This window comes from Collinsella aerofaciens (assembly GCF_001405375.1).
GTDB classification, from domain to species: Bacteria; Actinomycetota; Coriobacteriia; order Coriobacteriales; family Coriobacteriaceae; genus Collinsella; species Collinsella aerofaciens_F.
The window spans coordinates 35,045-56,378 of record NZ_CYYP01000015.1; the positions used below are offsets into that span (position 1 = coordinate 35,045).

Below are 21,334 nucleotides of genomic sequence, written 5' to 3' on the forward strand. Positions count from 1 at the left end.
GGGGCGCAAAGAAAAATCCCCCGCTGTTTGGCAAATGCATAAACAGCAGGGGAGACGATAATTGGATGAATATCATACCAATGTGGAATTACTTCTTCCGGCGGTGGATCACGTTGATCGCATAGCCGACGAGCATGGCCAAAACGATGATGATAAAGCCGAGCAGGGGATTGTCGTTCATAGGGTCCTCCTATTTTCCGAGTGGGGAGAATTCGTCGACGATGAGGTCGAGGCATTGTGGAAGCGCGCGGGCTCCAAAGACGCCCGAATTACTGGAGATAATCTCGCCATCGAACTGCATGCCCAGTGACGGGGTGCAGGTGATCTTGGCTTCCTTGGTCTGGATGATCTTGAACTGCGGGCGCCCGAGTACCTTGCCGGCGGGGTCAAGCGCAGCGGTGATCACGGTAGGCAGCAGCTGCACGGTGCGCACGGGTTCGATGACTGCAATGTCGACCATGCCATCGTTCATGCGGCAGTCGGGGAACAGGTTGATGTCGTTTTGGATGACCGAGGTATTGCCGGCCATGCAGCAGATGCCGTCGAGCTCCTCGACAATGCCGTCATGCTCAATGGTAAAGTGCGCTACCGTAGGGTTGGGCGTGGCGAGTGCAGAGAGGAAGTAGGCGATCTCGCCGATGTCGTTTTTGGTGGGGGCGGCCTTCATCATGATCTCGGCGTCGAAGCCCGAGCCGGCGATGATGATGAAGCCGTGGCGCTTCTCGTTGCCGTTCTCGTCGAGCCAAAAGAGCTCGCCCATGTCGACTTTGACCGTGCGACCGGCACGGCAGGCCTTGGCGAGCGCCGCTGCCTCGGGGGCATTGCCGATGTTGTTGAAGAACAGGCAGGCCGTACCGGAGGGGAAGACGAGCGTGGGGAGACCGCATCCGCGCATCTGGTCGAGCACGTTGGAGACAGTGCCGTCGCCGCCCGAAACGACCACGCGGTCAAACTCGCGCACGTCTGCCACGGCATCCTCGGGCTCCATGCCATCGCCGATAAAGCGCATCACGACCTCGTCGCCGCCCTGCGCGAGGGCGTGCGTGAATGCGTAGATTTCATCTGAGCTGGGGCCCGATGCAGGGTTATGGATGATAAGGCAGCGCATACTTACGTTCCCGTTCTGTGACTAACCGAGTATAGTTGTAAGGCAATGCCGATATCCTACCCGTGTTTTTCGGGCCTAACCTTATTCGATGGGTTGATATGTACATTTCCACACATCAGGCTCTACTCGACTTTTGCCAGCGCGCCCGTGAGTTCGACGCGATTGCCGTCGATACCGAGTTTTTGCGCGAGCGCACATTCCACCCGCGCCTGTGCTTGGTTCAGATTGCCACCCCTGCCGAGAGCGTAGCGGTCGACCCTCTGGTGATCGACGACCTCTCGCCGCTGGCCGAGCTTATGGCCGACGAGAGCGTGACCAAGGTCTTCCACGCGTGCTCGCAGGATATGGAGGTCATGCTCCATACCGTGGGCGTGCTGCCACGACCGATTTTCGATACGCAGGTCGCCGCCGCCTTTTTGGGCGAGCGCCAGCAGATTTCGTATGGCGCGCTTGTTCAGACGTTCTGCGGCGTATCGCTGCCCAAGACCGAGTCGCTGACCGACTGGTCGCGCCGCCCGCTGACCGATAAGCAGATTGAGTATGCGATCGATGACGTCAAGTACCTGATCGTCGCCTATACCGAGATGATGAGCCGCCTGCGCGAGCTGGGCCGTGTGGACTGGGTGCTCGACGAGCTGCGCCCGCTGGCTGACGAGTCGCACTACCGTGCCGATCGCCACGAGGCGTTCCGCAAGGTCAAACGCATCAATTCGTGCAGCCGTCACCAGTTGGGCATCGCGCGTGAGCTCGCCGCCTGGCGTGAGGACCGCGCCGAACGCCGTAACATCCCGCGCAAGTGGGTCATGTCCGACGACACGCTGCTTGCGCTCGTTAAGCGCAATCCCGTGCGCGTTGAGGAGTTCCGTAGCATTCGCGGCACCGATCAGTTGGGGGAGCGCGACGTGGACGGTGCGCTCATGGCCATCAAGCGCGGCGCGAGCTGCCCGCACGATCGCCTGCCGCTCATGGTGCGCGGGCACCGTCAGATTTCGCCGGAGTTGGAGAGCGTGACGGACCTGATGTACGCGCTCATCCGCCTGGTTGCCGAGCGCTCGGGCGTGGCGACTTCGGTCATTGCCTCGCGCGATGACCTGGCCGACTATATTGAGCATCCCGAGCAGAGCCCCTTGCGCGAAGGCTGGCGCTTTGAGCTTGTGGGCTCGCGCCTGGACGATCTGCTTTCCGGCAATATGGGGTTGACGGTGAAGGACGGAAAAATCGAATTGCTGTAAGGAAGCCTAGCCGCTTGAGTGGGTAGAATGCCTCCAACGTGTAACTCGATTCGGAGGAATTCGCATGCCTTATTACTATGGATACGGCTTTGGCATCGACCCGCTGTACCTGCTGGTTGTTCTTGTCTGCACGGTGCTTGGCCTTGCCGCACAGAACTATATCAACTCGACGTACAAAACCTGGTCCAAGGTTCGCTCGGACGGCGATACGGGTGCCACGGTCGCTCGCCGCATGCTCGATGCCAACGGTTGTAACGCCGTGGGTATCAAGGGTGTCGCTGGCGAGCTCACCGACCATTACAACCCGCAGGACAACAACCTGTACCTCTCTGATGCCAACCGTTCGGGCGGATCGGTCGCAAGCGTTGCCGTGGCCTGCCATGAGGCGGGCCATGCCGCCCAGCGTCAAAGCGGCTACGCCATGATGAAGGTGCGCACCGCCCTGGTCCCGGTCGTTAACTTTACCCAGAACACCTGGACCATCGTGCTACTCATGGGCCTGTTTATGAACATCGCGGGGCTTACGACCCTCGCGTTGATTTTCTTCTCGTTTAGCGTGCTGTTCCAACTCGTTACGTTGCCTGTTGAGATTGACGCCAGCCGACGTGCTGTGGCGTACATCGAGCAGTCGGGTATGAGTTCCAAGCAGGTCAACGGCGCCAAGAAGGTGCTGACGGCAGCCGCACTTACCTATGTTGCTGCAGCGCTCACTTCGATCATTCAGCTGCTCTACCTGATGGCTCGCTACAACAGAAACTCCAACCGATAACAAATTGGCTTGACAGGCGCCGCGGAGATTTGTGTCCCCGCGGCGCTGTACTATGTGTTGGACTTGAATTTGCGCAGGGCCGAAGCCCTTGTGCACGATGACGAAAGGAGGCTGCGTGGCAGGCTGGAATCTAACCGGCAATGCCGTTTCCGCCGAGTTTGACGGTTCGGATGAGCAGGAGCGCAAGGAGCTCAGCGTGAGCCAGGCGGTGGAGATCGCCGCTGGTGCGCTCGATGCCATTCCGCAGCTGAGTGTCCTGGGCGAGGTCACGGGTTTCCGTGGTCCCAACGCCCGAAGCGGCCACTGCTACTTCCAGATTAAAGACGACTCGGCCGCCGTCGACTGCATCATCTGGAAGGGCGCCTATCTCAAGCGTACCTTCGATCTGCGTGACGGCATGCAGGTGAGCTTTAAGGGCAGCTTCAACCTCTATAAGCCCACGGGTCGTATGAGCTTTGTCGCTCGCTCGTTTTCGCTGGCGGGGGAAGGTCTGCTGCGTCAACAAGTGGCGCAACTGGCCGAAAAGCTACGCCGCGAGGGCCTGATGGACGAAGCGCGCAAACGCCGCATCCCGGTGTTCTGCTCACGCGTGGCGGTTGTCACCTCGCTTTCGGGTGCCGTAATCGACGACGTCAAGCGCACATTGCGTCGTCGCAACCCGCTCGTCGAGCTCGTTTGCGTGGGCGCCAGGGTTCAAGGCGAGGGTGCGCCGGCCGAGCTTATCGAGGGCCTGCGCCGTGCCGCCGCCGTCACGCCGGCGCCCGACTGCATCTTGCTGGTGCGCGGCGGCGGCTCCTTTGAGGACCTCATGACCTTTAATGACGAGGAGCTTGCCCGCGCGGTGGCGGCTTGTCCCGTGCCCGTGGTGACCGGCATTGGCCATGAGCCCGATACCTCGATTTGCGACATGGTGAGCGACCGTCGCGCCTCTACGCCTACGGCGGCGGCCGAATCGGTGGCGCCGGCTATGACGGAGTTGGCCGATGTGCTCGAGGCGCGCTATCAGCGTCTGGGTGCCGCGATGGCATCGATGATTGGGTCGGCCCAGGTCGACCTGGAGATGCTCGATCAGCGCGGTCGCCGTGCCTGGAATACCTATACGGCTCGCTTGGGCGATGCGCTCGATGCGGCTGCGTGCCGCCCGTGCCTCAACGACCCAACGTTTATGGTTGAGCGTCGCGAGTCAGAGCTTGCGCTGACTGCCGATCGCCTGTCGGGCGCCATAGTACGCTCGGTCGGGACATTCCGCTCCAACTTTGAGCGCCTGCCCGAGCGCCTGGTTGCAAGCACCTCGGGGCTCGATGGCAAACGCCATGCGCTCACGCTCGCGAGTTCTCGCCTGGAGCATCAGGGGCGCACGATGCTCAACAAGCCAGCATCCGACCTGGGCCGTGCGGCAGCCTCGCTCGATGCCCTGTCGCCGCTCAAGGTGCTTGCCCGCGGTTACTCCATCGCGTACAGCGATGATGGGGTGGCCACGAGCGCCAAGACCTTTAAGCCCGGCGATGCCATTCGTGTACGCATGGCAGACGGCAACGTGGCGGCAACGGTCAATACGGTCGAGTAGGCCGCGTTTCACAGCGATAAACCTTTAGGAAAGGAAACAGATATGGCAGAAAAGACCCCGGTCGAGCAGCTTACGTACAAGCAGGCTTCGCAGGAGTTGGAGCTCATCATACGCAGCTTGGAATCGGGCGATATGGAGCTCGAGGAGTCGCTTGAGAGCTATACCCGCGGCGTCGAGCTCCTCAAGAGCCTGCGTACCCGCTTGTCCGATGCCGAGCAGAAGGTCTCGGTGCTCCTGAAGGACGTCGACGGCAACGACGTGCTCGCCGACGGCGAAGCCGCCAACACCGACGACAACCTTTCGTTCTAACCATCCCGACCAAATATAATTACCTTGGTCTGTGAGAAAGGAACCAACCATGTGTGATTGCATCTTCTGCAAAATTGCCAACCACGAGATCCCCTCGACCGTCGTCTACGAGGATGACCAGGTCATCGCGTTCGACGACCTCAATCCCCAGGCGCCGGTCCACACGCTCGTGATCCCCAAGAAGCACTACAGTGACATCGCCGATAACGTGCCCGCCGAGACCATGGGCGCCATGGCCCACGCCATCCAGGAGGTCGCCAAGGCCAAGGGTCTGGAGGACGGTTTCCGCGTCATCTCCAACAAGGGCGTCAACGCCGGTCAGACCGTCATGCACTTCCACATGCACGTCCTCGGCGGCAAGAACCTGGGCGAGAACCTCATCTGAGGACGCACGGCCCGTCGCCTTGGCTGCCTTTGGAGTAACCTATGCAGTTTTCTCAACTCGAATACCTTCAAGCGGTAGCGAACTACGGCGGCGTGCGCAAAGCGGCTCGCGCCGTTCACGTGAGCCCACAGGCTGTCTCGTCGGCAATTAAGAAACTGGAGTCTGAGTATCAGATCGTTTTGCTCAATCGATCGGCGGGGGAGGCTGTTTTGTCTCCGGCGGGCAGAGAATTTGCGCGTCGTGCACGCGTGATCCTGGCACAAGTCGACGATCTCAAAAAGTACACCCAATCGGGGAACGGTGGCGTTTCGCCCGACGGCCACTTTCGTCTTTACGTCCCCTGTCTTCACGGGCGGGGGCGTCTTTTTTCCGAAAACTGGTACGACTCGTTTGAAAGCTCGCACCCTCAGATTCACCTTGATGTGTGGCATCAGCCAACGGCTACATGCTTTGAATCACTTGTGCTTGGCATTTCGGATGCGGCCATCTCATTTGAGGAACCAAGGGACAGTGTCCTTTCTTCGAAATACTTGGGTGAAAAGGAGCTCAAGGTTCTTTCGTGCCCAGCGGGTCATCAATCTGTGGGTGCTATGACCGTTCGTGAGTTACTGGGCGGCAGGTTAGCTGTTCCCATTAATTTGTCGCCCTGTCTCAATGCGATCAATCAATGCCCCGAAGCTCAGCTGGTTAATTTCCGCTTCCGCGACGTCGAATACGGAAACAGAGCGCAGGCTGAGTTTCTTCAAGCCGGGGGATTGATATTGGGTTTTTCTGGCTCTTCTCTCGCATCAGATGGGTCGGAAGTGAACGAGTACTCTATTGAAGGTTCGCATGACGTAGCCTTGCCCATCTACTTTTGCTATCGACAAAATGCCTGGACCGATCGACACCAGACGGTATTTCTTCACCTATTGCGTCATCTTGCTTCGTGAGGCCATTTGGCCTCGTGTCGTCAAGTGAATGTTGACGCCTTGTAACACATGACTGACGGCTTTGCCCTCATGCTTTTCCAAGATTCCGATTTAGATTGTTGACTCTTGGAGGGCGGAGCATGAAAAACCGTACGGTTTTGCTTTATATGACGTTTGTTTTTCTGTCGAACTTCAGCACCATTTTGTATTTTCTGACGGTTTACCTTGAATTCGTCGGATTCTCGATGGTGGCGATTTCTAGCATGATGATTGCATATCAAGTGAGCAAGTTCATCCTTGAAGTTCCCACTGGCTATATTGCCGATAGGTTTGGACGAAAGACAAGTGGTCTCGTTGGCGTCGTGGGGATGCTTGGATACTACGCCGCCCTGCTTCTCGTCCGTTCTCCTCTGCTTTTAATCGGCGCGTTTGCTCTCAAAGGTTTTGCCGCTGCATGTATGAGCGGGTCCATGGAAGCGATTTACATTGACAGCGTCTCTCTGGACCAGCTCGTAAGGCTTAATGTCGTTGAGCGATTTGTTTTCTATGCCTCTTATGCCCTCTCCGCTTGTGTGGGCGGTTTCATTTCGTCCGCTGGCGCGTATCTCATTGGTCTTTTGGCAGATATCATCGCAATGGTGTTGACGTTGGTTGTCGTTGTCTGCATTCCTGAGATGCGAAGAGGGGACACTACAGCGACACCTAAGCGTGGAATTAGCCCGAAGATGATCGGTGCCGCTATTGCGCGTAACGGCATTCTTCGTTCAGCGTTCATCATGGACTGCTCTCAGGCATTTGCTTTTGTCGCCCTGGAAGACTTTTTCTCACTGTTGCTTGCGGGTCGCGGAATGAATGCCGTCGCTTCGGGTGTGATCATTGCGGTCCAGCTTCTTGCCTCGGCCTCCATGGGGCTTATTGTGCCCAGTGTGATTGCTCATGTCGACAAGGGCCGTTTTGCGCGTATTTGCGGCATCGTGCGCCTTTCCCTGGCTGCTCTGTTTTTGATTCCCTTTACTCCGGTCTATTTGCTGCCCGTGTTCTATGTACTGCAGACGGTCGCGTACTCGTTATTTGCTCCAATTAAATACTCAATTTTTCAAAATGCTGTCGATTCTTCGATGCGCTGTTCACTGATTTCGGTCCAAAGCCAGATGGTGGCGGTGGGTGCCATCCTTTTCTATCTGTTCAATGCTGCGTTGAGCAGCATCGCGGGCATTCGAGTCGTATTGCTTGTTGCGCTCGGGATTTCTTCCCTGGTGTATATCCCCGCGCTATTTCGTCTTACAAGTCAAAGGCCATGAGTATTTAGGCACCGATAACTTATATATCAACGCAATAAACCCGAGCGCGAGGGCGTTTGGGTTTATTATTGAAGCGTATGTAACCTGGCGGCGCCACACCGCCTGTTAGTAGGGAGACACATGAACGTTCTGGTCGTCAACGCGGGATCTTCGACCCTTAAGTATCAGGTCATCGACACCAAGTCCCATAAGGTGTCCGCAAAGGGCTCCTGCGAGCGCGTCTGCTTTACCGGTGGTACCTTCACCCACGCTGCCAACGGTTCCAAGAAGGTGACCGAGAACATCGAGTTCCCCGACCACAAGGTCGCCATCGAGGTCGTCCTGAAGGACCTCGAGGCCAACGGCGTCAAGATCGAGGGCATTGGCCACCGTATCGTTCAGGGCGGTTGGTACTTCGGCGATTCCTCCCTCGTCGACGAGGACGTCCTCGCCAAGATCCGCGAGGTCGCTCCGCTCGCCCCGCTGCACAACAACCCCGAGGCCAACGTTATCGAGTACTGCCTCGAGCAGTATCCCGATCTGCCCAACGTCACGGTCTACGACACCGCTTTCCACTTCAACATGCCCGAGGTCGCCAAGACTTACGCCCTGCCCAAGGACGTCTGCGACAAACTGCACATCCGTAAGTACGGCGCCCACGGCACCAGCTACCGTTACATCTCCAAGAAGGTCGCAGAGATGACCAACGGCGAGGCCCGCAAGGTCGTCGTATGCCATATCGGCTCCGGCGCTTCCCTGTGCGCCATCGAGGACGGCAAGTGCATGGATACCACTATGGGTCTCACCCCGCTCGACGGCGTCATGATGGGCACCCGCTGCGGCTCCATCGACCCGGCCACCGTCTGCTACCTGCAGCGCGAGGGCGGCTACACCTTCGACGAGGTCGACGAGATGATGAACAAGAAGTCCGGCCTTTTGGCTGTGACCGGCGGCAAGACCAACGACTGCCGCAACGTCGAGGAGCTCGCCGCCGCTGGTGACCCCGAGGCTCAGCTCGCCTTCGACATGTTTGTCTACAAGATTGCCGCCAAGGCTGCCGAGATGGCTACTTCTATGTGCGGTATGGACACCCTGGTCTTTACCGCCGGCATCGGCGAGCACGCTCCGGCCGTTCGCGCTGGCGTGGCCGATCGTCTGGCCTTTATGGGCGTCAAGATGGATCACGCCCGTAATGCCCTGCGTGGCGACGGCGCTTGGTGCCTGTCCGCCAAGGATTCCAAGGTCAAGATTTTCGTCATCCCTACGGACGAGGAGTTCATGATCGCTTCCGACGTTGAGCGCATCGTCAACGGCAAGTAATTGCAAGAGGGGAGGGGCTGGACGACCGAGCGCCGTTCGGCTCCTCTTTTGCGCTCGTTGGGCGATATGCTGATATCTATTTATCAAGATATGATAACTTCTTATTAAAATGCGGCCGCCTTAAGGGGCCTGCGTCGACCGTATTGCACTGCGAAGGAGTCTCATGAACGTACTTGTTGTCAACGCCGGCAGCTCAAGCCTTAAATATCAGCTTTTGGATACCGATACCCGCAAGGTTTTCGCCAAGGGCAACTGCGAGCGTATCGGATCGGACATGGGCATCTTTGGCCACTCCGAGAACGGTGGCGCTAAGCAGACCGAGGAGGTCCCTTTCCCCGATCATCGCTCTGCTATCGCTCGCGTGCTCGAGGAGCTCGAGAAGACCGACTTTACGATTGATGGCATTGGGCATCGTATCGTTCAGGGCGGCTGGCACTTCGATGATTCCGCGGTTGTCGACGACGAGGTTATGGCCAAGATTCTTGAGGTGGCACCGCTTGCTCCGCTGCACAACTACGGCGAGGCCGCAGCAATTGAGTATTGCCGTGAGAAGTATCCGGAGCTGCCCAACGTGGCGGTCTTCGACACCTCGTTCCACATGACCATGCCCGAGGTTGCCTACACCTACGCGCTGCCCAAGGACGTTTGCGACAAGTACCACGTGCGCAAGTACGGCGCCCACGGCACGAGCCACCGCTATGAGTGGATGATGGCCAAGGAGATCCTGGGTTCGCGCTGCCACCGCCTGCTTTCGTGCCATCTGGGCAACGGTGCTTCGCTCGCTGCTATCGAGGACGGCGTGTGCCGCGACACCACGATGGGTCTCACGCCGCTCGATGGCCTGATGATGGGCACCCGTTGTGGTTCCATCGACCCGGCCACCGTGTGCTACCTGCAGCGCGAGGGCGGCTACAGCTACCAGGAAGTCGATGACATGATGAACAAGCAGTCTGGTCTGCTTGCCATCTCGGGCATCTCCAACGACGCCCGCGACATCCGCACGCGCGCCTCCGAGGGCGACGAGCGCTGCCTGCTCGCCTTCGATATGTTCGCCTATAAGGCCATGCAGCAGGCCGGTTCCATGATCGCTTCCATGGCGGGCGTGGACACCATTACCTTTACCGCCGGCATCGGCGAGAACGACTGGTCGATCCGCAGGGCCTTCTGCGACTGCTTTGAGTGGCTGGGCGTGCGCATCGACAACAACAAGAACCGCGAGGCCGTGGGCAACGGCCCACAGGTCATCAGCGCCGCCGGCTCTTCCGTCACGGTTATGGTCATCCCCACCGACGAGGAATACATGATCGCCCACGACGTCGAGCGCCTGACCAAGAACAACTAACGCGCGCATTTGCAAGTAAACGAAAGGCCTCCAGAGCAACAGCTCCGGAGGCCTTTTTGCTAGCAAGTGGAAATCCGAGTCCCAAAGTGATCGCCACCAGCAACGTCTGCACTTTCAGCAACGACACCCATCCGTTCAGATTTTCAGACCCAGCTCGTAGCCAAGCCGCCGTCCACTCCAGATGCCCTGATTGCAACGTAGCGGCAGGGACCCTACAGGGTAAAGCTCTGAAAACTATCCGCAGGACGCATGAAACCCCCGCCGCACGAAGTGCGCAGCGGGGGTTTCATGCATGTCCGAGGACGTTTTCAGAGCTTTACCCTGTAGGGCCCCGAGGGGATATGTCAGCTACTCAGCCATCTGAGCCTGGACGGCGGTGATGGCCACGACACCCACGATGTCGTCGGCAGAGCAGCCGCGCGACAGGTCGTTGACCGGCTTGGCGATGCCCTGCAGGATGGGGCCGTAGGCGTCAGCACCGGCGAAGCGCTGGACCAGCTTGTAGCCGATGTTGCCTGCCTCGAGGTCGGGGAACACGAGCACGTTGGCCTTACCAGCGACGGAGGAGCCGGGAGCCTTGAGCTGGGCGACGGTGGGGACAATAGCGGCATCGAGCTGCAGGTCGCCGTCGATGGCGAGCTCGGGAGCCTTCTCCTTGCAGAACTTCACAGCCTCCTGGACCTTCTTGGCGACCTCGCCGCCAGCGGAGCCCATGGTGGAGTAGGAGAGCATGGCCACGTGCGGCTCAACGTTGCCCATGAAGGTGGACCAGGAGTGAGCGGAGGCGATGGCGATCTCGGAGAGCTCGTCGGAGGACGGGTTGATGTTGAGGCCGCAGTCGGCGAAGATCAGCGTGCCGTCAGTGCCGAACTGCGGGGTGTCGGTGCACATCACGAAGAAGGCCGAGACCAGCTTGGTGCCCGGGGCGGTCTTGAGGATCTGAAGCGCGGGGCGCAGGGTGTCGGCGGTGGAGTGGCAGGCGCCGGAGACCAGGCCGTCGGCATCGCCCATCTTGACCATCATGGTGCCAAAGTAGGTGGCGTCCATCACCTGGGCGCGAGCCTGCTCGATGGTAACGCCCTTCTTGGCGCGGAGCTCGGCAAACTTCTGCGCGTACTCCTCGTGCTTCTCGGCATTGCGCGGGTCGATGACGGTAGCGCCGGGAACGTTGATCTCGTCGGGGTTGCCCAGGATGACGATCTTTGCCAGGCCCTCCTCGATGATTTTGGTGGCCGCGACGATAGTGCGCGGATCCTCGCCCTCGGGCAGGACGATCGTCTTAAGGTCGGCCTTGGCGGCAGACTTCATACGGTTTAGGAAATCGCTCATGTTACTCCTTACAAGCGTTTCGCTAAGCTCCAGGCACCCGGCTGTTCACGAATAAACCCGCTGCTAGCGGGTTTACCTTTCAATTATGTACGCCGCGGTGCTTGAGCTTTCCTTGTGTGGCAAGCTCATTATAGGACGCATTAGCGCTATAATCGCTCTGATAAATATGTCTCGAAGAATGTTCGAGAAAAGCCCAGCTAACGAGCCCGTGGCTTTTGACAAGGAGTATCGATGCAGATTACCTCAGGCCTGCCTGAAGGCTTTAACGCCGGCGCGTACGACATGATTGTCGTCGGTGCTGGATATGCCGGTGCCGTTTGCGCCCGCCGTCTTGCCGAGACCATCGGCTATCGTGTTGCCGTTTTGGAGCGCCGTAGCCACATTGCGGGCAATGCCTATGACTGCACTGACGAGGCCGGAATCCTGATCCACGAGTACGGTCCGCATATCTATCACACTTTTAACGAGCGCGTGCACAATTTCCTGTCGCGCTTTACCAAGTGGACGGATTATCAGCACAAGGTGCTCGCCAACATCAACGGTACCCTTATGCCCGTGCCCTTCAACCATGCGAGTCTCAAGCTCGCCTTTGGTGACGAGCGCGGCGAGGAGCTGTATCAGAAGCTCGTGGAGACCTTTGGCAAGGATGTCAAGGTGCCCATTATGGAGCTGCGTAAGAAGAACGACCCGGATCTTGCCGAGGTCGCCGATTACGTCTACGAGAACGTCTTTTTGCATTACACCATGAAGCAGTGGGGCCAGACGCCCGATCAGATCGATCCCTCGATCACCGGCCGCGTTCCCGTCTTTGTGGGCGATGATGACCGCTACTTCCCGCAAGCTCCCTTCCAGGGCATGCCGCAGGAGGGCTACACGGCGCTCTTTGAGCACATGCTCGACCACGACCTGATCGACGTGTTCTGCGACGTGGACGCCCGTGATCTCTTTGAAATCGACGAGACTACCGTCAAGATCGACGGCAAGGTCTATGGTGGCGAGATCGTCTACACCGGTCCGCTCGATGAGCTGTTCAATCTCGATCTGGGCGCGCTACCGTACCGCACGCTCGACATGAAGTTCGAGACGCTCGATATGGACCAGTTCCAGCCCGTGGGCACCGTCAACTACACCACGAGCGAGGACTACACGCGCATTACCGAGTTCAAGAACATGACCGGTCAGATCCTGCCCGGCAAGACCACCATCATGAAGGAGTATTCCAAGGCCTATACGCCCGGCTCGGGCGAGACGCCGTACTACGCCATTCTTGAGCCCGAGAACCGTGAGCTCTATGAGCGCTATCTTGAGCGCGTCCAGAACCTGACGAACTTCCACCCGGTGGGTCGTCTGGCCGAGTATCGTTACTACGATATGGACGCCGTGACCAATTCCGCCCTCGATCTTTCGGATGAGATTATCGCCTGCCATGCATAAAGTCATAACATTCGGTATTCCCTCGTATAACGCCGCCAAGGACATGGACCATTGCATCACCTCCATCTTGGAGGGGAGCAATTACGCCACCGATATCGAGATTATCGTGGTGGACGACGGCTCCAAGGACGAGACGGCCGCCAAGGCCGACGAGTGGGAGGCCCGTTATCCCGGTATCATTCGCGCGGTGCACCAGGAGAATGGCGGTCACGGTATTGCCGTCCTTTCGGGTCTGCGCGAGGCGCAGGGCACCTACTACAAGGTTGTCGACTCGGACGACTGGCTTGACGGCGCTGCCCTTTCGACCATGCTGTCGATTCTGCGTGGCTTTGAGGAGCGCGACCAGCGCGTTGACCTGTTTATCTCGAACTACGTGTACGAGAAGGTTTACGAGGGGACGCATACCGCTATTGGCTACATATTTGCCCTGCCGCGCAAAAAGATCTTTTCTTGGGATCAGATCGGTCATTTCCGCCTGGACCAGAACCTACTCATGCACAGCCTGTGCTATCGCACGGATGTGCTGCGCGAGTCCAACCTTCCCATGCCGCCGCACACGTTCTATGTGGACAACATCTACGCCTACGTGCCGCTGCCGCGTTGCAAGACCATGTACTACGCCGACATCGACCTCTACCGCTACTTTATCGGTCGCGAAGGTCAGAGCGTCAACGAGGCAACGATGGTCAAGCGTCTGGACCAGCAGTTCCGTGTTACGCGTATCATGATGGAGTCGTACCACCTGTACAGCGATGTTGAGTCGTCGCGCCTGCGTTCGTACATGATGGGCTACTTCACCATGATGATGGCGATCTGCTCGGTGCTCACCAAGCTTTCCGAGGAAGATTGCGCCGACGAGCGCCTAAAGACGCTGTGGAATGATTTGAAGGCCTACGACGAGCGCATGTATCGTCGTGCCCGTTACGGCGTGGTCGGGTTCTTCACCAATCTGCGCGGACGGGCGGGAGACAAAACCACACTCGGCCTATACCGTCTTGCCTCAAAGATCTTCAAATTCAACTAGCTGCTGAGTAATCGCTGCTGATAGGTTGACTGGGCCCCTTGGCCTTTAGTTTGCTACTGCGAACAGTCCTGCTCGCACGGAAAGCACATTAAGTGCTTTCCGGTTCGTGCGGAACTTGTATCAAACTAAAGGCCAAGGGGCCTCTGCTATAAATCGATTGTCAGATAGGTGAATTTGAAGATCTTAGACGCGCGGTACACAGGGGCCTGGGCTGAAAGAGATCTTGTTGAGTAGGTTGCCCGGTGGGGCTTGGTTATGTTTGTCGCGAGTTCCGCACGAGCCGAAGAGCACTTAATGTGCTCTTCGTGCGAGTCAGGACTGTAGAGCAGCAAACATAACCAAGCCCCACCGGGCAACCGGACGAGCTAGTTTACTTTGCGGCGCCGGGGATGCCGTGGGAGGTTTTGGCGGTTTTGGCTCCGTTTACGATGGCGGTTTGCAAAGTCCTTACGGCGAGCATGCCCAGCAGGTCTAGGGGAACGGCGGCGCTTGCCTGGGCGCCCAGTTTGCCGCTGGCGAGGGTGTAGATGGTGTCGCCGTCGTTGGTGGTGTGTGTGGGGCGGATGGCGTGTGCGTAGGCGTCTGCGGCCATCTGGGAGACCTTGGTGGCTTGTGCCTTAGTGAGTTCCACGTTGGTGACGATGCAGCTGATGGTGGTGTTGGTGCGGTCGAGCGGCATCTGCATGGATCCGGCGGCGGCAAAGGCTGCGAGTTCCATGTCGACGATCTGGTCGCTATCGGCTGCGGCGCGCATGCCGGCGACCCACTCGCCGGTGAAGGGGTCGACAACGTTGCCGCAGGCGTTGACCGAGACCACGGCGCCCACCTTGATGGGGCCGAGTGCCACGGCGGCAGCTCCAAGGCCGGCCTTCATGCAGGTGGCAGGCCCCATGAGCTTACCCACGGTAGCGCCCGTGCCGGCGCCTACGTTGCCCTGTTCGAGCTTGGTGGGGGTGTGGTCGAGTGCTTCGCGCACGGCGGCGATGCCGGCCTCAATGTCGGGGCGCACGGTGGGGTTACCAAAGGCGAGGTCGAAGATACAGCTGGAGCACACGATAGGCACCTGCGTGGGGCCGACGGGTAGGCCGATGCCGCGGCTCTCAAGCTCGCGAGCGACGCCGCTTGCAGCCTCGAGGCCAAAGGCCGATCCACCCGAAAGGCAGACGGCGTGGACCTTGTCGACGGTGTTCTCGGGTCGCAGCAGGTCGGTTTCGCGCGATGCTGGAGCACCGCCGCGAACGTCAACGCCGCCGGTGGCGCCCTCGGGTGCCACGATTACGGTGCAACCGGTGCCGGCCTCCTCGTCCGTATAGTTGCCATAGCAAAAGCCATCGACATCGCAGACGTCAATGGCCTCGAGCAGTGTATCCATGTTTAACTCCTATCGGTTTTCCGCCGCGCCTTGTGCCCGGTCGGGATCCGTACGGTACGCCAAAATTGTAGGCGCTGGGGAATACCCAGCGCCAGATGCAATTACGAGAGTTTTTGAATCGCGCGCGCGACGCGGGCGATGGGTAGGCCCACCACGTTATAGAAGTCGCCCGAAATATCGTGCACGAGCATGCGTCCGCCTGTGCCCTGAATGCCGTAGGCGCCGGCCTTGTCCATGGGCTCACCCGAGGCGACGTAGCGCTCGATCTGCTCGTCGGTGAGCTCGTAGAACGTCACGTCGGTCACATCGACAAAGGACAGGCTCTCGGCGGCATGCGGGGCGGCCGTATTGCCTGCCTTAACGATGCAGACGCCGGTTGCGACCTGGTGCGTGCGGCCCGAAAGCTCACGGAGCATGGTGCGCGCCTCGTCCTCGGTTGCCGGCTTGCCCAGAATCTTGCCGTCAAAGGTGACGATGGTGTCGGCCGCGACCGTTAGCTCATTGGGCTCGGCATGCTCGGCGGCAACGGCGGCGGCTTTTGCGCGTGCTAAGCGTTCAACGAGCGTAAGCGGGGCCTCGCCATCAAACGGCGTTTCGTCGATATCGGCAGGAATGATGCGAATGTCATAGTCCGCCTCGCGCATCAACTCGATGCGGCGCGGTGATTGCGAAGCCAAAATCATAGCTGAATGCCCTCGGCGACTTTCTCGACGGCCTTGTCGCCGGCGAGCGTGCGCAGCAGCTCAAGCGCAAAGGGGAGCGACTGGGCCATGCCGCTAGCGGTGATGATGTTGCCGTCTTGCGTAACCTTCTCGCCGGTATAGGCGCCTTCGGGGAAGCTTTTCTCAAAGCCAGGGAAGCACGTGGCGTGGCGCCCCTCGAGCAGGTCGAGCTCGCCCAGGATAAACGGGGCGGCGCAGATGGCGGCGACGTGCTTGGTCGCGGCGAACTCGCAGACCACGTCGCAGACGCGCTGATCGGCGCGCAGGTTGGTGGCACCGGGTAGGCCGCCGGGCAGCACGACGCAGTCGTACTCGTCAAAGTTGATCTCATCAAAGAGCGCATCGCAGGTCACGGGGATCTGCAGCGAGCTTACGACCTCACGCGTGGGCATAATCGAGACGAGCGTGGCACGCACGCCGCCGCGACGCATGACATCGACCATGGTCAAGCACTCAATAGTTTCAAAGCCATCGGCGGCGAGAACGGCAACGCTGGGCATGAGGGTTCCTTTCATAGGCGGCATACAATTAGCCGTCTTATACCCCGAAGACCTCCGCTTGCCACGCTCGATTTCCCAATGATTTTCTGAGCAATGATTAGGCGGCTAGTTGCGCCTAAGGTGGACGACGGTCTCGCAGTGGAAGGTTTGTGGGAACAGGTCGACTGGCGTGATCTTTACGGGGGAGAAGGTGCCTTCTTCGACAAAGCGTTTGAGATCGCGCGCCAGGGTGGCCGGGTCGCAGCTCACGTAGGCGACATCGCGGGCACTCGTGCTGGCGATAAGGCCGATCGCCTCGGGGGCGAGGCCTGCGCGCGGCGGGTCGACCACCAAGATGTCGGCATCCTGGTCGGGGAACTCGCGCACCGCGTCTCCGCCAATGACGTCGACGTTATCAAGCTTGTTGATTTCCAGGTTACGGCGTAGATCGCGCACGGCGGGGCCGTAGGCCTCGACGGCAGCGACAAAGTCGCAGCGGCGGGCGAGCGGCAGGGTAAAGGTGCCGGCACCGCAGTACAGGTCCACGGCAAGCTCGTCTTCCTGCGGGTCGAGCGCTTCCATGACAAGATCGATCAAAAACTCGGCACCCTTGGTGTTGACCTGGAAAAAAGACGGGGCAGACAAGCGCATCTGATCCTCGGCGATATTCTCGGTCCATGAGCCCTCTCCGGCGAGCATTTCGACCTTGGAGACACGGCGGGCCTTCTTTTCGCCCTTGCTCATCACGCGTACGATGCTCGTAGGATGAGCGGCGTCCGCCAGCACGCGGGAGACCTGCGAGCGCGGAAAAGAGCCTGTGGGCGTCCAGAGTGCGACCTCGAGTGCCTTGGTGCGGCGCGATGCGCGAATGCCCACGCGTTCGAGCCCCAAGTCATGGCTGCCGCTTAGATAGTTGAGTGCGCCGACGACCGATTTGAGTGCCTTCGGGAAGCGCTTATCGAACAGCGGACACATATCGACGGTCACGATTTTGCTGGGGTCGACACCGTGCATGCCAAGGCGCACGCGACCGTTGACGACGGTCGGTTCGAGCTCGATTTTATTGCGGTAGCCCCAGTCGTCCTTGGTGTGGCAGATGGGCTGTAGCAACTCATCGACCTGCTCAGGAGCGAACTTGCCGATGCGCTCGAGCGTGGAGCGCAGGTTTTGCTCCTTGGCGGCGAGCTGTGCCGTGCGTGAGAGATTGCCCCACGAGCAGCCGCCGCAGATGCCCACGAAGGGGCAGGGAGGCTGAATGCGATCGGGGCTTGGCTCCAGAATCTCGGTGGTGCGGGCACGCATGAACGACTTGCCGTCCTGTACGACCTCGGCCTCGACGGTGTCGCCTGCCACGGCGCCCTGCACAAAGACGGCCTTGCCGTTGTCGGCGTGCGCCAGACCGTCGGCGCCGTAGGTCATCGATTCTATAGTGAGCTTCATATTCCTGCCTGTCATTCGCGTTGTTGTTCGCACCATGGTAGCAGGGAAAAGCGCCCCGCATCCGAGGCTTTCCTCAAATGCGGGGCGCTTCTACAAACTGCTTCTACAAACGACTATTTCGTCTTGCCGGTAATGAGCGTCTTAAGACCCAGGCCGATCAGGCCCAGGCCTATGCGCACGCGACCGGGGCGATGGCGCTCGATGGCCTTGGTCTTGCCGGCGGGCTTATCGCGACGGGTGCTCGTCTCGGATACGGGCTTGGTGACCTGCGGCTCGGGCTGAGGTGCAGGTGCAGGCTCGGGCTCAATGACAGTCGCCTGGACCTTCTGAACCTCGGGTGTGGTCGGCTGCGGCTTAGGAGCAGGGGTGGGCTTTGCCTCGGCGGCGGGCTCCGGAGTCGCGGTAGCGGGCTCGGGCGCTTTCTCCACGGCGGTCTCTGCGGCAGCCTCGGGCTCATTCACCGGGGGAGCTGCAACCGCTTCCGGTTTGGCAGCTGCCCCGTGTTCAACCTCGGCCTGAATGGCCTCCTCGGCCACGCGTTCCTTCTCCTGCGCACGCTGCTGCGCGGCGGCCTCGGCGTTGCGATAGGCACGCTCCAGTAGAGCTTCCTGCGAGTTGAAGGGTTTCTCACCCTCTGCACGCTCCACGGGGACCCAGGTGCCGTCGCTCGTGAGGCTGCGGGCCTTCACGTTGTCCCGCAGCTGCATGCCCATATACTCGTGCACTAGGGCGCGGCAGGTGGGGTCGAGCACGGGGAAGGCGATCTCCACGCGGTGCTCGGTGTTGCGCGTCATCATGTCTGCCGAGCTCAGGTAAATCATGTCCGAGTCCACGCCGAAAGCATAGACGCGCGCGTGCTCCAAAAAGCGTCCGACGATGGAGCGGACATGCACGTTCTCGGTCTTGCCCGGAATACCGGGCTTGAGGCACGAGATGCCGCGGATGATCATGTCTACGCGCACGCCGGCACACGATGCCTCGGCGATCTTATCGATAACCTCGCGGTCGGTCAGCGAGTTGAGCTTAAAGAACACGCGGGCGGGCTCGCCGACAAGGGCGCGCTGAATCTCGCGGTCCAGGCCGCGCATGATGAGCGGTTTCAGTCCGGCGGGCGCCACGCCCAGGAAGCGGTAGTCGCCGCGCAGGTTGCCCAGCGACAGGTTGCGGAAGAACAGGTTGGCGTCCTCGCCGATACCGGGATGGGCGGTCATGAGCATAAAGTCACTGTAGAGCTTGGCCGTCTTCTCGTTAAAGTTGCCGGTGCCCAACAGCGTGAGACGGGTGAGCGCCATGCCCTCACGATAGGTGAGCTGGCAGATCTTGGAGTGGCACTTAAAGCCCTCGGAGCCGTAGATAACGGTGCAGCCGGCCTCTTCCAGACGTTCGGCCCACTCGATGTTGTTCTGCTCGTCAAAGCGTGCGCGGAGCTCCATGAGCACCGTGACCTCTTTGCCGTTTTCGGCAGCATCGATGAGCGACTCGCACAGGCGGCTTTGTTTGGCCACGCGGTAGAGCGTGATGCGCAGCGAGATGCACTCGGGGTCGTAGGCTGCTTCGTGCACCAGGTCCAGGAACGGATTCATGGCCTCGTAGGGATAAAAGAGCAGCTTGTCGCCCTGCAGCACTTGCTCGCGAATGGAGCGGGACATATCGATGGCGGGGTTGGGCTGCGGCTTAAACGGCGTAAAGAGCAGCTCGTTGCGTAGATGCTCGGGAATCTTGCCCTCAATGCCAAAGACGTAGCTCAGGTCAAGGGGGATATCGCAGGTAAAGACCGAGCGGCGAGAAAGCTCGAGCGCCTTGCGGATGGTCTTGAGCGTTGGCTTTTCGAGGGAGCCCGATACGGCGAGCACCACCGGCTGCAGGCGCAAGCGCTTCTTGAGGATGCGCTTCATGTGCTGGCGGTAATCCTCTTCCTCCTCGACGCCCTCGCCGTCCGGGTCGATATCGGCATTACGGGTGACGCGGATCAGCGCGCGATCCAGCGGCTTATAGGAGCCAAAGCAGCTATCCAGGCAGGCGAGGATGACGTCCTCGAGCAAGATGTAGGAGTAGGTGCCGGTGGGCGAGGGGATCTCGACCACGCGGTTCATCGAGGCGGGAATCTCGATAAGGCCCAGCAGACTCTCCTCGTCGGTGACGCCGTCCAGGCCACAAGCCAGATAGAGCGCGCCGTTGCGCAGGTTGGGGAAGGGGTGGCGCGGGTCAATGACCAACGGTGAGATGACCGGCGACACGTAGGCTTGGAAGTAGCGGGTTACAAAGGTGCGCTCCTCGGGCGTAAGCGAATCGATGCGGGCGCGGTGAACGCCCAGAGCATCAAGCTTGTCCTCGATGCTCTTAAAGATGGACTCCCAACGGGTAAGGAGCCCGGGCAGCTCTTCCATGACGGCATCGACCTGTTCTGAGGCGGTCATATTGCTCTTGTTGTCGACAGGCTGTTTTTTGAGCTCCGCCAGATCGGACAGGCCGCCCACGCGCACCATAAGGAATTCGTCGAGGTTGGACTCGAAAATCGACACGAACTTTAGACGCTCGAACAGCGGAACGGTCTCGTCGAAGGCTTCGTCAAGCACGCGGTTGTCAAAGCGCAGCCAGCTAAGCTCTCGGTTTTGCGTGTACGAGAAGTCGCGCGGCGGCTTGCGCAGTTTGGCGGCCTTTTGCTTCTTTTCGATTTTGCTCGGCATATGCATCTGTCCGTTCAGTCCCCGCAGGGGACGGTAGCCTAACTCTAATTCACTATTGTCTCAATTTAGTCGACCACTGGCACGGACGTATCGCGTGAACGGTATCTTTACCTACTTCTTACGCTGACAAGTCATAGGACTGACGCCCTGCTCGTTCGCAAACGATCCATATCCTCACTCAACTGGTGAGAATCTATGAATAAGAATGATAGTAAGCTGAATATAATCGAATGTAGGTCGAATCGAGGACAAGCGTCATTTATATGCAGAAAACCGTTTTCACTATGCAATTTTGAATCATGGATAACTTTGAGTGTTCAAGCTTGATTTCCTAGAAAAATAACGTTTACCTAGGAAAATCTGCTTTACAAAACTGAAGTGCATCATGGGAAATCATATGCGATATACCGTTCATCGTACTTTGCTGACCGTTCGGGGGCGAGGTAGCATTACGAATGGAATTTGGATATAACTAGAGCTGTCAGCAAGCAGCGTCCCATATGGAGGGGCGCTGATACATTCGGCCAGTAAGGCCCGAAAGAAAGGTAGGAGGCCATGACGAAAGGTCTGCACGTGCCTTCCGAGATCGGCAAGCTCAGGAAGGTCTGCCTGCACCGTCCCGGC

General features: G+C 59.3%; 18 protein-coding genes. 11 read left to right on the forward strand and 7 right to left on the reverse strand.

All coding sequences use genetic code 11. The features are described 5' to 3' along the window. Positions 1-190: 190 nt before the first annotated feature. Complete coding sequence (locus ARB25_RS08050; protein ID WP_055287245.1) at positions 191-1,108, reverse strand: diacylglycerol/lipid kinase family protein; 918 nt, start codon at positions 1,106-1,108, stop codon at positions 191-193. 98 nt (positions 1,109-1,206) lie between these two features. Here ARB25_RS08050 and rnd point away from each other — a divergent pair, with 98 nt between their 5' ends. The 9 genes from rnd to ARB25_RS08095 all read left to right on the forward strand — a co-directional run bounded on the left by rnd (position 1,207) and on the right by ARB25_RS08095 (position 10,223). Further along, entirely contained in the window at positions 1,207-2,340 is a 1,134-nt protein-coding gene (gene rnd / locus ARB25_RS08055) for a ribonuclease D (protein WP_006234315.1), read from the forward strand. A gap of 64 nt (positions 2,341-2,404) precedes the next feature. Then, positions 2,405-3,109 (forward strand): zinc metallopeptidase, encoded by a 705-nt coding sequence (locus ARB25_RS08060; protein WP_022094105.1) that lies wholly within the window; start codon positions 2,405-2,407, stop codon positions 3,107-3,109. A gap of 115 nt (positions 3,110-3,224) precedes the next feature. Next, positions 3,225-4,676 (forward strand): exodeoxyribonuclease VII large subunit, encoded by a 1,452-nt coding sequence (gene xseA, locus ARB25_RS08065; RefSeq protein ID WP_055287247.1) that lies wholly within the window; start codon positions 3,225-3,227, stop codon positions 4,674-4,676. A gap of 42 nt (positions 4,677-4,718) precedes the next feature. Continuing rightward, entirely contained in the window at positions 4,719-4,985 is a 267-nt protein-coding gene (xseB, locus tag ARB25_RS08070) for an exodeoxyribonuclease VII small subunit (RefSeq protein WP_006234311.1), read from the forward strand. Positions 4,986-5,034: 49 nt separating this feature from the next. Further along, entirely contained in the window at positions 5,035-5,370 is a 336-nt protein-coding gene (locus ARB25_RS08075; protein ID WP_035137921.1) for a histidine triad nucleotide-binding protein, read from the forward strand. Between the two features lie 41 nt (positions 5,371-5,411). Further along, the gene (locus tag ARB25_RS08080) at positions 5,412-6,302 is read left to right on the forward strand and encodes a LysR family transcriptional regulator (protein WP_055287249.1); all 891 of its coding nucleotides are present in this window, start codon (positions 5,412-5,414) and stop codon (positions 6,300-6,302) included. 119 nt (positions 6,303-6,421) lie between these two features. Then, positions 6,422-7,582, forward strand: a complete 1,161-nt coding sequence (locus ARB25_RS08085) for an MFS transporter (RefSeq protein ID WP_006234307.1) — start codon at positions 6,422-6,424, stop codon at positions 7,580-7,582. Between the two features lie 120 nt (positions 7,583-7,702). Beyond that, positions 7,703-8,881: an acetate/propionate family kinase gene (locus tag ARB25_RS08090; RefSeq protein ID WP_006234305.1), complete on the forward strand. Its 1,179-nt coding sequence runs from the start codon at positions 7,703-7,705 to the stop codon at positions 8,879-8,881. 163 nt (positions 8,882-9,044) lie between these two features. Beyond that, positions 9,045-10,223, forward strand: a complete 1,179-nt coding sequence (locus ARB25_RS08095) for an acetate/propionate family kinase (protein WP_055287251.1) — start codon at positions 9,045-9,047, stop codon at positions 10,221-10,223. Between the two features lie 348 nt (positions 10,224-10,571). On the opposite strand, the gene pta is transcribed toward ARB25_RS08095, so the two are convergent. Further along, positions 10,572-11,552: a phosphate acetyltransferase gene (gene pta / locus ARB25_RS08100; RefSeq protein ID WP_006234296.1), complete on the reverse strand. Its 981-nt coding sequence runs from the start codon at positions 11,550-11,552 to the stop codon at positions 10,572-10,574. A 231-nt stretch (positions 11,553-11,783) separates the two neighbouring features. On the opposite strand from pta, the gene glf reads away from it, so the two are divergent. Together glf and ARB25_RS08110 are read left to right on the forward strand one after the other, a co-directional pair. After that, complete coding sequence (gene glf / locus ARB25_RS08105; RefSeq protein ID WP_006234295.1) at positions 11,784-12,986, forward strand: UDP-galactopyranose mutase; 1,203 nt, start codon at positions 11,784-11,786, stop codon at positions 12,984-12,986. Further along, positions 12,979-14,010, forward strand: coding sequence for a glycosyltransferase family 2 protein (locus ARB25_RS08110; RefSeq protein WP_055287253.1), 1,032 nt, complete (start codon positions 12,979-12,981; stop codon positions 14,008-14,010). The genes glf and ARB25_RS08110 overlap by 8 nt, the downstream gene beginning before the upstream one ends. Positions 14,011-14,380: 370 nt before the next feature. On the opposite strand, the gene ARB25_RS08115 is transcribed toward ARB25_RS08110, so the two are convergent. The 5 genes from ARB25_RS08115 to ppk1 all read right to left on the reverse strand — a co-directional run bounded on the left by ARB25_RS08115 (position 14,381) and on the right by ppk1 (position 20,710). Beyond that, positions 14,381-15,382, reverse strand: coding sequence for a P1 family peptidase (locus ARB25_RS08115; RefSeq protein WP_055287255.1), 1,002 nt, complete (start codon positions 15,380-15,382; stop codon positions 14,381-14,383). 101 nt (positions 15,383-15,483) lie between these two features. Beyond that, positions 15,484-16,065: a Maf family protein gene (locus tag ARB25_RS08120; protein ID WP_055287257.1), complete on the reverse strand. Its 582-nt coding sequence runs from the start codon at positions 16,063-16,065 to the stop codon at positions 15,484-15,486. Continuing rightward, positions 16,062-16,604 (reverse strand): DJ-1 family glyoxalase III, encoded by a 543-nt coding sequence (locus ARB25_RS08125; RefSeq protein ID WP_055287259.1) that lies wholly within the window; start codon positions 16,602-16,604, stop codon positions 16,062-16,064. The genes ARB25_RS08120 and ARB25_RS08125 overlap by 4 nt, the downstream gene beginning before the upstream one ends. A gap of 105 nt (positions 16,605-16,709) precedes the next feature. Beyond that, positions 16,710-18,038, reverse strand: a complete 1,329-nt coding sequence (rlmD, locus tag ARB25_RS08130) for a 23S rRNA (uracil(1939)-C(5))-methyltransferase RlmD (RefSeq protein ID WP_082421936.1) — start codon at positions 18,036-18,038, stop codon at positions 16,710-16,712. 98 nt (positions 18,039-18,136) lie between these two features. Further along, positions 18,137-20,710, reverse strand: coding sequence for a polyphosphate kinase 1 (gene ppk1, locus ARB25_RS08135; RefSeq protein WP_253276074.1), 2,574 nt, complete (start codon positions 20,708-20,710; stop codon positions 18,137-18,139). Positions 20,711-21,334 lie beyond the last annotated feature (624 nt).

Excerpts from the sequence above, each read along its gene's own strand:
- ARB25_RS08115 (WP_055287255.1), bottom strand. The coding sequence starts at position 15,382 with ATGGATACACTGCTCGAGGCCATTGACGTCTGCGATGTCGATGGCTTT.
- ppk1 (WP_253276074.1), bottom strand. The coding sequence starts at position 20,710 with ATGCCGAGCAAAATCGAAAAGAAGCAAAAGGCCGCCAAACTGCGCAAG.
- ARB25_RS08090 (WP_006234305.1), top strand. The coding sequence starts at position 7,703 with ATGAACGTTCTGGTCGTCAACGCGGGATCTTCGACCCTTAAGTATCAG.
- rnd (WP_006234315.1), top strand. The coding sequence starts at position 1,207 with ATGTACATTTCCACACATCAGGCTCTACTCGACTTTTGCCAGCGCGCC.
- rlmD (WP_082421936.1), bottom strand. The coding sequence starts at position 18,038 with ATGACAGGCAGGAATATGAAGCTCACTATAGAATCGATGACCTACGGC.
- ARB25_RS08110 (WP_055287253.1), top strand. The coding sequence starts at position 12,979 with ATGCATAAAGTCATAACATTCGGTATTCCCTCGTATAACGCCGCCAAG.
- ARB25_RS08085 (WP_006234307.1), top strand. The coding sequence starts at position 6,422 with ATGAAAAACCGTACGGTTTTGCTTTATATGACGTTTGTTTTTCTGTCG.
- ARB25_RS08080 (WP_055287249.1), top strand. The coding sequence starts at position 5,412 with ATGCAGTTTTCTCAACTCGAATACCTTCAAGCGGTAGCGAACTACGGC.
- ARB25_RS08075 (WP_035137921.1), top strand. The coding sequence starts at position 5,035 with ATGTGTGATTGCATCTTCTGCAAAATTGCCAACCACGAGATCCCCTCG.
- ARB25_RS08050 (WP_055287245.1), bottom strand. The coding sequence starts at position 1,108 with ATGCGCTGCCTTATCATCCATAACCCTGCATCGGGCCCCAGCTCAGAT.
- pta (WP_006234296.1), bottom strand. The coding sequence starts at position 11,552 with ATGAGCGATTTCCTAAACCGTATGAAGTCTGCCGCCAAGGCCGACCTT.
- glf (WP_006234295.1), top strand. The coding sequence starts at position 11,784 with ATGCAGATTACCTCAGGCCTGCCTGAAGGCTTTAACGCCGGCGCGTAC.
- ARB25_RS08095 (WP_055287251.1), top strand. The coding sequence starts at position 9,045 with ATGAACGTACTTGTTGTCAACGCCGGCAGCTCAAGCCTTAAATATCAG.
- ARB25_RS08060 (WP_022094105.1), top strand. The coding sequence starts at position 2,405 with ATGCCTTATTACTATGGATACGGCTTTGGCATCGACCCGCTGTACCTG.
- xseB (WP_006234311.1), top strand. The coding sequence starts at position 4,719 with ATGGCAGAAAAGACCCCGGTCGAGCAGCTTACGTACAAGCAGGCTTCG.
- ARB25_RS08120 (WP_055287257.1), bottom strand. The coding sequence starts at position 16,065 with ATGATTTTGGCTTCGCAATCACCGCGCCGCATCGAGTTGATGCGCGAG.
- ARB25_RS08125 (WP_055287259.1), bottom strand. The coding sequence starts at position 16,604 with ATGCCCAGCGTTGCCGTTCTCGCCGCCGATGGCTTTGAAACTATTGAG.